Source organism: Pseudomonas sp. B392_1p (assembly GCF_052245235.1).
Lineage (GTDB): Bacteria > Pseudomonadota > Gammaproteobacteria > Pseudomonadales > Pseudomonadaceae > Serpens > Serpens gallinarum.
The window spans coordinates 114,180-125,437 of sequence record NZ_JBQPXM010000001.1 but is presented as its reverse complement, the minus strand read 5'-3'; the positions used below and the strand labels follow the sequence as shown (position 1 = coordinate 125,437).

Sequence of the window (11,258 nt, the reverse complement as noted above, 5' to 3'; positions counted from 1 at the left end):
GGCTACGCTACGTGCCCTGAAGCGAGGAGAGGCGGGTCTGTGTCGAAACCATTCGGCCAGCTGTAATAAACCAACCAGTGGCCAAACAGCCGTGGGTCGGATAATACAGCGTAATAGACCGTTCGTCACACGTTATTGCATCGACAAGTCCTTGAGTTTATATGCATTACTTAAACGATCAGTCATGTGAAGTTCTGGACGCCGCCACACGTATTGGTATTGTCGGCGATCGAGATAACCACAGTTACGCACTGCTGTTACAGCATGTGCAGCGCGAAGGCTGTCAATTAACCAAGTATGCCGAACTCGCCGATGTTGGCGATAAACAGCGCGCGCAACTCGATATCCTCTTTGTCTATGCCCGCGACATTGCTGCGGACAATTTGTATCGTCAATTATTACCCTTGGTAGCCTGTCAGCAATTGAGTGTGGTGCCGATCGTTGAATATGCCGATCAGGCCATTGCAGCTCGCCTGCTGGAGCTAGGCTGCGTGGACTATCTGCTGGCGCCGTTCAGTGGCGCACAGATCACCGCCCTGCTGCGCCGCCACGAGCAGGCGCGCCTCGCCCAGGAAGGCTTTGTCACCCAATCGGCTGCCGGCCGTCGGCTGCTGGCCATGGCGCAGCGCGTGGCGCTGACGCACATGCCCATCCTGATCAGCGGCGAAACCGGTACCGGCAAGGAATTGATGGCGCGCTACATCCACCGCTTCGCCGGCGATGCGCAAGCGCCGTTCGTGGCGGTCAATTGCGCGGCGATCCCCGAGGCAATGCTCGAATCCATTCTGTTCGGCCACGAGCGCGGGGCCTTTACCGGCGCGGTGAGCGCCCAGCCGGGCAAGTTCGAACAGGCCAACGGCGGCACCCTGCTGCTCGACGAGATCGGCGAACTGCCACTGGGCCTGCAGGCCAAATTGCTGCGCGTGCTTCAAGAGCAGCGCGTCGAACGCCTCGGCGCCAGCAAGGACATCCCGCTGAATGTGCGCATCATCGCAGCCACCAACCGCGACTTGCCCCACGAAGTCGAGCAAGGCCGCTTTCGCGCCGACCTGATGTATCGCCTCGACGTGCTGCCGCTGCACATCCCGCCGCTGCGTGAGCGTCGCGAAGACGTGCTCCCGCTGGCGCGCACCTTCATCAAGCGCTATGCGCCCCATGAAGATGCCGAACAACTGCTCACCGCCGCAGCCTGCCAGGCCCTGCTGCAGCACGACTGGCCGGGCAACGTCCGCGAACTGGAAAACACCCTGCAGCGTGCCCTGGTGTTGCGCAACGGACTGTTCATTCAACCCAGCGATTTGGGCCTGGCCAAACCGGTTGAAAACACCGTGCCAACGATGCCCACCTTCCCGTTGATGGTCGATGGCGGACGCGCCGCGCTTAAAGCCAGCGGGAAATTGGCCGAATACCAACATGTACTGGAAACCATTCGCCGCTTCGGCGGGCACAAGACCAAGGCAGCGGAAAGTCTCGGCATGACCACCCGCGCCCTGCGCTATCGCCTCAATGCGATGCGCGAACAGGGCATACCGATCGACCTTTAACGGCTGGAGAACAGGCCATGGATTCAATCAGCAACATCCAGCGCGACATGCTCGCCCGCCTGGAACAGCTCAGCGCCGCCGCCCAAGGCGGCGTAGTGCGTCCGGCCATGGCCTTCGACTCGTCTGAAGTGGGCGGTGTCAGCCAGGCATTCGCACACCTGATCAAAGCGGTGGACGCCGACCAGCATCGCGCCAGCGACGCAGTGCGCGCCGTAGAACTGGGCGAAAGCGAAGACCTGGTCGGTGCCATGGTGGACAGCCAGAAGGCCAGCGTGTCCTTCTCGGCGTTGTTGCAAGTGCGCAACAAGCTGACCACCGCCTTTGACGAGATCATGAGAACGCCGCTTTAAGCGGTACGAGAGCTGACCTGTGCTGCAGACCCTACTGAACAAATTCAACGAGCGTGGCATCAAGCTCGACCCACGCTGGTTCCTTGCCAGCCTCGCCGCCGTGGCCGCCCTGATCGCCATCCTGGTGGTGTTCTACCTGTGGCGCGATCAGGAATCCCTGCGCCCGCTGTACGGCAGCGGCGAAAGCTTCCAGGCCGCCGAGGTGATGGCCGTGCTGGACGCCGAAGCACTGCGCTATCGGGTGCACCCGACCAGTGGACAAATTCTGGTACGCGACGCCGACCTGGCCCGCGCCCGCATGCTGCTGGCGTCCAAGGGCGTCAAGGTGAGCTTGCCGGCCGGTTACGAGCTGTTCGACAAGGAAGAGCCGCTGGGCACCAGCCAGTTCGTGCAGAACGTGCGCTTGAAGCGCAGCCTGGAAGGCGAACTGGCACAGACCATCATGACCCTCAAGGGCGTGGACAGCGTGCGCGTACACCTGGCCCAGGAAGAGAACCATTCCTTCGTAGTCGGCAAGCGCGCGCCCGCCAAGGCCTCGGTGATGTTGCAGCTGAGCCCCGGCTACAAGATGGATCAGGAACAGGTGCATGCCATCGTCAACCTGGTGGCCGGCAGCCTGCCGCAACTCAAGCCCGAAGACGTACATGTGGTCGACCAGTACGGCGTGCTGCTCTCCCGCGGGCTGAACGCCTGGGGCGGGCCGACGCAGAACTGGCAGGCGCAGGACGACTACCAGCAGAAAATGACCCGCAATATCGAACAGGTGCTGGCGCCGGTGCTGGGTCTGGGTAACTACCGGGTCAGCGTCGCCGCCGACATAGACTTCAGCCAGCGCGAAGAAACCCAGCAGGTTTTCGGTGAAACGCCCTATCTGCGCAGCGAAGTGCTGCGCGACGAACGCACCCTGGACCAGCTGGCGCTCGGGGTTCCCGGCTCGCTGAGCAACCGCCCCGTGGTGGAACCGGCCGAGGGTGATGACGAAAACCAGGCCGCCACCTCGACCCGCCAGGAAAGCACCCGCCGGCTCGATTACGACCAGACCGTCACGCACATCAAGTATCCGGCGTTCCGCCTGCGTCAGCAGAGCGTGGCCGTGGTGCTCAACGCATCCAGTGCGCCGGAAGAAGGCTGGACCCCGGAAGCGCGTGCCGAACTGGAAACCATGATTCGCAGTGCGGCCGGCTTCCAGGCCGAGCGCGGCGATCTGGTGACCCTCAGCGTGCTGCCGTTCGCCGGCCCGGCCGCGGTGGAGGAACCTGTGTCCTGGTGGCAGGACGACAAGGTGCTGGAGTGGGGCCGCCTGGGTCTGATCGCCTTCATCAGCCTGCTGCTGTTGCTGTTCGTGGTGCGCCCGGTCATCCGCGCACTCAGCCCGCGTCAGGATCCTGACCTGGAAACCCAGGCACTGGCTGCACCGAGCACACCGCTGGGCATGCCGCCAAGCGCCAACCTGCCCGGCGACGACCTGCAACTGCTGGCTCGCGAGACGCAGAGCAGCGGTCTGCCGAAGGTCTTCAGCGAGCTCAACCCGCTCTCGGAAATCCGCCTGCCGGCGCCGGGTTCGGGACTTGAGCATCAGATTGAACACTTGCAAATGCTGTCCCTCAACGAGCCTGAGCGGGTCTCCGAGGTGATCAAGCATTGGATTGGGCGCAACGAGAAGAAAGCATGAGCACGCCAACCAGCGACAGCACCGAAGTCAAAAGCCGGGTGATTTCCGGCGACACGCCCAGTTCCATCGAGCAGGCGGCGATCCTCATGCTGAGCATGGGTGACGAGGCGGCGGCCGGGGTGCTCAAGCACTTCACCCGCGAGGAAATCATTGCCATCAGTCAGGCCATGGCGCGCCTGTCCAACGTCAAGCTGCCCACGGTCAACGAAGTGATCGAACGCTTCTTCGGCGATTACAAGGAGCAGAGCAGCATCAAGGGCGCCAGCCGCACCTATCTGGCCGGCATGCTCAGCAAGGCGCTGGGCGGCGACATCACTCGCACCCTGCTGGACAGCATCTACGGCGAGGAGATCCGCGCCAAGATGTCCCGGCTGGAATGGCTTGACCCGCGCCAGTTCGCCGCCTTGATCGCCAAGGAACACGCGCAGATGCAAGCGGTGTTCATCGCCTTCCTGCCGCCGAACATGGCCACCGACGTGCTTGAGGCGCTGCCCGTCGAGCAGCAGGACGACCTGTTGTACCGCATCGCCAACCTCAGCGAGATCAACGGCGATGTGATCGCCGAACTGGAGCAACTGATCGAGCGCAGCCTCAGCGTGCTGTCCACCCAGGGCTCGCAGGTGCGCGGCATCAAGCAGGCGGCGGACATCATGAACCGCTTCAAGGGCGACCGCATCCAGATGTTCGAAATGCTGCGCGCTCACGACGAGACGCTGGTGGAGAAGATCGAAGACGAGATGTACGACTTCTTCATCCTCGCCCGGCAAAGCCAGGAAGTGCTTCTGGTACTGCTCGAAGCGGTACCGCTGGACGAGTGGGTGGTGGCCCTCAAAGGCGCCGAGCCCGAGCTGGTCAAGGCCATCCAGAACGCCATGCCACGTCGCCAGGCGCAGCAGATGGAATCCATCAAGCGCCGCCAGGGCCCGGTACCGCTGAGCCGCGTCGAGCAAGTGCGCAAGGACATCATGAGCGTGGTCCGCGAAATGGCCGCCGATGGCGAGCTGCAGATCCAGTTGTTCCGTGAACAGACGGTCGAATAGGTGAGCGCATGACGGTACGAGTGATCAAGGACGGCGGACGCGCCTGGCGCGTCTACCGCTTTCCGCCGCGTAGCCGCGCCGCAGTAAGCGCCGACGTGCAGGAGCAACTGCACAGCGATCCGGCTGCGTTGCAACGCGCGCTGGCCGACGGTTATCAACAGGGCCAGGAACGCGGCTATCAGGAAGGCTTGGCCCAAGGCACCGAAGCCGGCCACGCCGACGGTTACGAACGCGGCCTGCAAGAAGGCCTGGCCAAAGGTCTGGAAGAAGGCCGCATTCAGGGCCGCACTCACTTTGAAGCCGCCAGCGCCCCGTTGGAGCGGATGATTGCCGAGTTCGACAGCGCCGTGGCCACGTTCGAACAGGGCCGCCGCGAGCAGCTGCTGGAACTGGTCGCCAAGGTCGCCAAGCAGGTCATCCGTTGCGAGTTGACCCTCAACCCCGCGCAGATGCTGACCCTGGCCGAAGAAGTGCTGAGCAGCCTGCCGGATGCAGCCGATGAGGTGCAGATCCTGCTCAACCCGGAAGAGTGCGCGCGCATCAAGAGCATCAGCCCGGAGCGCGCCAGCGCCTGGCGTCTGGTCCCCGACGAGCGCCTGGCCCTGGGCGAATGCCGCGTGGTCACCGCGCAAAGCGAAGTCGACGTGGGTTGCCAGCAACGTCTGGACGCCTGCCTGGACACGTTGGCCGACCACCTCCAGGTCGAGGCCTAAGCCGCCATGCTGCTGGATACCGCGGCCCTCGACGAAGCCCTGCGTTCGCTCGACAGCGTGCAACTGGCCAAGGTCAGCGGCCGCCTCGTGCGTGTCTCCGGGCTGATTCTGGAGAGTCTCGGCTGCCAGCAACAGACCGGCCAGCGCTGCTATATCGAACAGGCCGACGGCAGCCTGTTGGAAGCACAGGTGGTGGGCTTCAACCGCGACATCACCTACCTGATGCCGTTCAAGAAACCGCTGGGCCTGGCCACCGGTGCGCGGGTATTCCCGATTCGCGACGAAGCACGTCTGCGCATCGATGATTCCTGGCTCGGCCGGGTGCTCAACGCCTTGGGCGAGCCGCTGGACACCCTTGGCAAGCTCACCGGCGAAGTTCCACTACCGCCGTCACCGGCACCGATTCACCCGCTGCGCCGCCGCCCGGTGGAAGAACCGCTGGACGTCGGCGTGCGCGCCATCAACGCCATGCTGACCCTGGGCAAGGGCCAGCGCGTTGGGCTGTTCGCCGGCAGCGGGGTAGGCAAGAGCGTGCTGCTGGGCATGATCACCCGGCAGACCAAGGCCGATGTGGTGGTGGTTGGGCTGATCGGCGAACGCGGTCGTGAAGTGCAGGAATTCCTCCTGCATTCGTTGGGCGAGGAAGGCTTGCGCAAGGCCGTCGTGGTGGTGGCGCCGGCCAACGAGTCGCCACTGATGCGCCTGAAGGCCGCCGATTTGTGCCACAGCATCGCCGCGCATTTTCGCGACCAGGGCAAGGACGTGCTGCTGCTGGTCGATTCGCTGACCCGCTACGCCATGGCCCAGCGCGAAATCGCCCTGGCTCTCGGTGAGCCGCCGGCCACCAAGGGCTACCCGCCGTCGGTGTTCGGCATGCTGCCCGAGCTGGTGGAAAGCGCCGGCAACGGTGAAGCCGCCACCGGCAGTCTGAGCGCCATCTACACCGTGCTGGCCGAGGGCGATGACCAGCAGGACCCGATCGTCGACTGCGCGCGGGCGATTCTCGACGGACACATCGTGCTGTCGCGCAAACTGGCCGAGAACGGCCACTACCCGGCAATCGACATCGGCGCCTCGGTGAGTCGCTGCATGCCCCAGGTCAGCGAGCCGGCCCATCGCGGCGCGGCGCGCCAGCTCAAGGAGCTGTACAGCACCTACGAGAAAATTCGCGAACTGATTCCACTGGGTGGTTACGTGCCGGGCATGGACGCCAAGACCGACCGCGCCGTGCAACTGGCGCCGAACATCGAACGCTTTCTGCGTCAGGAAACCAGCCAGGAAGCCGACCTGGCCAGCAGCGTCGCGTCCTTGCAGCAGCTTCTGGGGAATCGCGGATGAAAGACTACCTCTCAACCCTGTCCAAGCTCTCGTCCCTGCGCCGCACACGGGTGAACGAACTGCTTGGCCGTGTGCAGTACCAGCGCAACCTGTGCCAGCGCTACCGCAATAACATCACCGGCCTGGGCAAGCTGTGCGAGTACCAGGTGCACGGCAACACCGCGCTGCAGCGTGACAATCAGCAGCAGTACAAAAGCACCCTCTACAAGATGCTCGACCTGCAACGTCGCGAACTGGAGGTTGCCGAGCAAAACCTCGCCCGCCTGCAGGGCGATCTGATGAAGGCCATGCGCAACGAGAAGGTGCTGGAGCAGTTCATCGACGGCAAGGTCGACGAATGGCAGCTGACCCTGACGCGCCAGGAGCAGAAAATTCAGGACGGCCTGGCGGCACAAGCCTGGTGGCGCAACGCCGGAATTTGACGCGCCAGCGCCAAGCGATCGTCATTCAGGCATCATCCCGGGGGCGGCAAAACAGCCGTTCGACGGCTTTGTGACGTTTTGGGCAACATGGGGTTTAAGTTTTACCCTATACCTGTCGCCTTTATGGCGTAAGGCCCCCGAGTTTGGAAACCATCATGGAAATCAGCCGCTCCCTCAAGCCCGCCGCAATCACCGGCATCGACGGCACCAGCGCTCAGCGCACGCAAGCTCCGTCGGCCGGCAAACGTGAGCGACACATCGCCGGCGCGCCACAACTGAGCCTGGAATCCCTGCAAGACAACCTGCGCGCGCTGCCCGAAGTTGACTTGGACAAGGTCGAGCAAATCAAGCAAGCCCTGCAGCGCGGCGAGATCTCCCTCGACCCCGAGGCGCTGGCAGCGAGCATGCGCGCTTATCACAACGGCAAAGATCAGTGAGTCAGAAAGATAAATTGCTGGCTGTGGTCGCGGCTGACATCGCCGCCGACCTGAACACATATGGCCAGCTGCAGAGCTTGCTGGATGAGCTTCACGAGCGCCTGCTGGCGCGCGATACCCTGGCCATCGAGCAGCTGAATCAGCGCATCGAGCCCTGCCTGAACGCCTTGGCTGAGTGCAGTGCACGCCGGGGCAAAGTATTGCGCGCCTTCGGCCTGACTGCCGACCCGGAAGGGATGCAGCGCCTGCTCGATGCCTATCCCGCCACTCAGGGTGAAACAGTACGCAGCCAATGGCAGCAACTGGGCCAGGCGGTACGCGATTGCCGCCAGCGCAACGAGCGCAACGGCCGCTTGCTGGCCATGCACAACGACATTCTCAACCAGCTGCTCAGCGGCACCGGCGACGGCACTGCGCTGTACGGCCAGCAGGACTACTAGGCACGCCTCAAACGTTTCTCCCAGACATTGCACCCTGTGTTGTAAGGGCGATTCATTCGCCTGGCACCGAGACTTCTGGCGCCTACAGGGTTGCTACGTACTACGCGGCTGAATGCCTTGAATCTGTCGCATCCGCTGCGTGGTCTAGAGGGCGTGTGTCAGGCGAATGAATTCGCCCCTACCAGATGCGCACCGTGACTCGCTATGCAGGCACCGGCAGGCGTACTGCCGGCGCGCATACCTCACGCGTTTGCTAGCCGCACTTCGAATGCCCGCAGTTCAGGCAGGTGGCACAGCCGTCCATCTGCACCACCGCCTGGGTGTTGCACGTGCCGCACAACTGCGCGCCGGCCGGGAAGCCGTCGCCCGGTTCCAGCTTATTGGCGCCCTGGCTGGCTTCGTAGGCGGCGCGTTTTTCCGCCAGGTATAGGCGCTGGCTTTCGTCCAGCGCCTGGCCTTCTAGCATGCCGATGCTGATCAGGTGACGCTCCACCACACCGCCGATCTCGGCCACGATCGACGGCATGTACACACCGCCCTTCTTCAGATAGCCGCCACGCGGGTCGAATACGGCCTTGAGCTCCTCAACCATGAAGGTGCAGTCACCACCCTTGCGGAACACCGCGGACATGATCCGGGTGAGCGCGACGATCCACTGGAAGTGATCCATGTTCTTCGAGTTGATGAAGATCTCGAACGGACGGCGCTGCTCGTAAGGCGTGCCGGCGTTGAGCACAATGTCGTTGACCGTTACGTACAGGGCATGCTCGAACAGCGGCGATTTGATTTTGTAAGTCACACCGATCAGCGTTTCCGGACGCTGCAGGGTTTCGTCCATTTCCACCACCTTGGGTGCGGCTGCCAGTGCGGGTGCAGGCGCGGCTGCAAGTACGGCTGCAGGCGCGGCCGCGACAGTGGCGACAGGCGCCACCGGGGCTGCCGGGGTGACAGGCGCTGGCGCGGGACGCTCCAGAGCCTCGTCGATGACCTTAAAGCCTTTGATGCGTTGTTCAATCTTGACAGTCATTGCAGGTGTTCTCCGGCCGGGTCGCTGACGGCGACCCGGCATCAATTCGGTGTCTTAGTACTTGCCGTAGTAGCCTTCTTTGAGGGCATCGAACAGGTTGGCAGCCGTGTTCACCTCCCCGTCGTATTCCACCTCTTCATTGCCGCGCAGTTCGACCACGCTGCCGTCTTCCAGCTCGAAGCGGTACAGGGTGTTCTGCAGATCGGCTTCCTTGACCAGCACGCCCTGGAACGCCGCCGGGTTGAAACGGAAGGTGGTGCAGCCCTTGAGCCCCTGACGCCAGGCGTAGCGGTAGATATCCTTGAACGCTTCGAAGGGGTAATCCGTCGGCACGTTGGCCGTCTTGGAAATCGACGAGTCGACCCACTTCTGCGCCGCAGCCTGGATATCCACGTGCTGAGTCGGGGTGATGTCATCGGCGCTGACGAAATAAGCCGGCAACTGTTTGGCCGGATCCTGGCTGTCCGGCTTGGCCTGGGCATTGACCAACGCGCGGTAGGCGAGCAGCTCGTAGCTGAACACCTCGACCTTTTCCTTGGCCTTGCGCCCGGGGCGAATCACGTTGCGCGAGTAATGGTGGGCGAAGCTCGGCTCGATACCATTGGAGGCGTTGTTGGCCAGGCTCAGGCTGATGGTGCCGGTGGGCGCGATGGAGCTGTGGTGAGTAAAGCGCGCGCCCTGTTCGGCCAGCGCCTCGATCAGCTCCGGCGCGTATTCGGCCAGGCGCTGCATGTAGCGCGAGTATTTGGCGTGCAGCACCCGACCGGGCACCTTGTCGCCGATTTTGTAGCCATCCTCGGCCATTTCCGGACGCTTGCGCAGCATCTCAGCGGTGACGTCGAACTCCTCGGCCAGCAAAGGTGCCGGACCCTTTTCACGGGATAGCTCCAGCGCCTCTTCCCAGCCAACCAGCGCCATTTCACGCGCCACTTCCTCAGTGAACACGCAGGCTTCGGGGCTACCGTAGCGCATCTTCAACAGCGTCAGGGTCGAGCCCAGGCCCAAAAAGCCCATGCCATGACGGCGCTTGTGGGTGATCTCGTGACGCTGCTGTTCCAGCGGCAGGCCGTTGATTTCCACCACGTTGTCCAGCATACGGGTGAAGATACGCACCACCTTGCGGTACTTATCCCAGTCGAAGCGGGCGTCGGCGCCGAACGGGTTCTGCACGAAACCGGTCAGGTTGATCGAGCCGAGCAGGCAGGAGCCGTAGGGCGGCAGGGGCTGCTCGCCACACGGATTGGTCGCGCGAATCGCCTCGCACCACCAGTTGTTGTTCAGCTGATTGACCCGATCGATCAGGATGAAGCCCGGCTCGGCGAAGTCATAGGTGGACACCATGATCATGTCCCACAGATGGCGGGCGCGCAGGGTGCCGTAGATCCGGCAAGCCACCAGGCCGTCTTCGCGCACGATGTACTCGTCGTGCACCGGCCATTCGCGCCAGATCACCTGGGCCGGATCCTTCAGATCCAGGTCGGCCTGTTCTTTCTGGTGAACCGGGAAGACCAGCGGCCAATCGCCGTCGTTTTCCACCGCCTGCATGAATTCGTCGGTGATCAGCAGGCTTAGGTTGAACTGGCGCAGCCGGCCATCTTCACGCTTGGCACGAATGAATTCGCGCACGTCGGGATGACCGACGTCGAAGGTGCCCATCTGCGCGCCGCGCCGACCGCCCGCGGAGCTGACGGTAAAGCACATCTTGTCGAAGATATCCATGAACGACAGCGGCCCGCTGGTGTGCGCGCCGGCGCCGGACACGAACGAGCCGCGCGGACGCAGGGTGCTGAATTCATAACCGATGCCGCAACCGGCCTTGAGGGTCAGCCCGGCTTCGTGGACCTTGCCGAGAATATCGTCCATGGAGTCGCGAATGGTCGCCGAAACCGTGCAGTTGATGGTCGAGGTTGCCGGCTTGTACTCCAGCGCGCCGGCATTGGAAATGATCCGACCGGCGGGAATCGCGCCGTTGCGCAGGGCCCAGAGGAACTGCTCGTTCCAGTGTTCGCGCTGCGACTCGGGCTCGACTTCCGCCAAGGCGCGGGCGACCCGTTGCCAGGTGGCGTCAACGTCGGCGTCGATCGGCGTGCCGTCTTTGTCAGTCAGGCGGTACTTCTGCGCCCAGATGTCCTCGGAAGCCGGTTGCAAGGCAAGGCCCGTGGTCTGTTTGGTGTCTGCCGCGATCGGCCCGTCCGTCTTCGCCATGCTGCACATCCTCGTAACGAAGGGTGTAAAAAAAGGGCGCGATTGTACGCCAAATAAACCCGTTGGCGAA

General features: G+C 63.2%; 11 protein-coding genes. 9 read left to right on the top strand and 2 right to left on the bottom strand.

Annotated elements, in window-relative coordinates:
* The first annotated feature begins 161 nt into the window (after positions 1 to 161).
* The 9 genes from ACTV8E_RS00605 to ACTV8E_RS00565 all read left to right on the top strand — a co-directional run bounded on the left by ACTV8E_RS00605 (position 162) and on the right by ACTV8E_RS00565 (position 7,956).
* Positions 162 to 1,544: a sigma-54 interaction domain-containing protein gene (locus ACTV8E_RS00605; protein ID WP_443198136.1), complete on the top strand. Its 1,383-nt coding sequence runs from the start codon at positions 162 to 164 to the stop codon at positions 1,542 to 1,544.
* Between the two features lie 17 nt (positions 1,545 to 1,561).
* Positions 1,562 to 1,894 carry a flagellar hook-basal body complex protein FliE gene (locus tag ACTV8E_RS00600; RefSeq protein ID WP_251835484.1) on the top strand — a complete coding sequence of 111 codons (333 nt, stop codon included), beginning with the start codon at positions 1,562 to 1,564 and terminating at the stop codon, positions 1,892 to 1,894.
* Between the two features lie 19 nt (positions 1,895 to 1,913).
* Positions 1,914 to 3,566, top strand: coding sequence for a flagellar basal-body MS-ring/collar protein FliF (gene fliF, locus ACTV8E_RS00595; protein ID WP_443198135.1), 1,653 nt, complete (start codon positions 1,914 to 1,916; stop codon positions 3,564 to 3,566).
* Positions 3,563 to 4,606 carry a FliG C-terminal domain-containing protein gene (locus ACTV8E_RS00590; RefSeq protein ID WP_273538511.1) on the top strand — a complete coding sequence of 348 codons (1,044 nt, stop codon included), beginning with the start codon at positions 3,563 to 3,565 and terminating at the stop codon, positions 4,604 to 4,606. The genes fliF and ACTV8E_RS00590 overlap by 4 nt, the downstream gene beginning before the upstream one ends.
* Positions 4,607 to 4,614: 8 nt before the next feature.
* Positions 4,615 to 5,319 (top strand): flagellar assembly protein FliH, encoded by a 705-nt coding sequence (fliH, locus tag ACTV8E_RS00585; RefSeq protein WP_443198134.1) that lies wholly within the window; start codon positions 4,615 to 4,617, stop codon positions 5,317 to 5,319.
* 6 nt (positions 5,320 to 5,325) lie between these two features.
* Positions 5,326 to 6,657, top strand: coding sequence for a flagellar protein export ATPase FliI (gene fliI / locus ACTV8E_RS00580; RefSeq protein ID WP_443198133.1), 1,332 nt, complete (start codon positions 5,326 to 5,328; stop codon positions 6,655 to 6,657).
* Positions 6,654 to 7,079: a flagellar FliJ family protein gene (locus ACTV8E_RS00575; protein WP_251835479.1), complete on the top strand. Its 426-nt coding sequence runs from the start codon at positions 6,654 to 6,656 to the stop codon at positions 7,077 to 7,079. The genes fliI and ACTV8E_RS00575 overlap by 4 nt, the downstream gene beginning before the upstream one ends.
* A gap of 155 nt (positions 7,080 to 7,234) precedes the next feature.
* The gene (gene flgM, locus ACTV8E_RS00570; RefSeq protein ID WP_251835478.1) at positions 7,235 to 7,516 is read left to right on the top strand and encodes a flagellar biosynthesis anti-sigma factor FlgM; all 282 of its coding nucleotides are present in this window, start codon (positions 7,235 to 7,237) and stop codon (positions 7,514 to 7,516) included.
* Complete coding sequence (locus ACTV8E_RS00565) at positions 7,513 to 7,956, top strand: flagella synthesis protein FlgN (protein WP_273538515.1); 444 nt, start codon at positions 7,513 to 7,515, stop codon at positions 7,954 to 7,956. Before flgM ends, ACTV8E_RS00565 begins: the two co-directional genes overlap by 4 nt.
* Positions 7,957 to 8,209: 253 nt before the next feature.
* Here ACTV8E_RS00565 and ACTV8E_RS00560 read toward each other — a convergent pair whose 3' ends face one another.
* Complete coding sequence (locus ACTV8E_RS00560; protein WP_251835476.1) at positions 8,210 to 8,983, bottom strand: TSCPD domain-containing protein; 774 nt, start codon at positions 8,981 to 8,983, stop codon at positions 8,210 to 8,212.
* 54 nt (positions 8,984 to 9,037) lie between these two features.
* Positions 9,038 to 11,188, bottom strand: a complete 2,151-nt coding sequence (locus tag ACTV8E_RS00555) for an adenosylcobalamin-dependent ribonucleoside-diphosphate reductase (protein WP_273538518.1) — start codon at positions 11,186 to 11,188, stop codon at positions 9,038 to 9,040.
* Positions 11,189 to 11,258 lie beyond the last annotated feature (70 nt).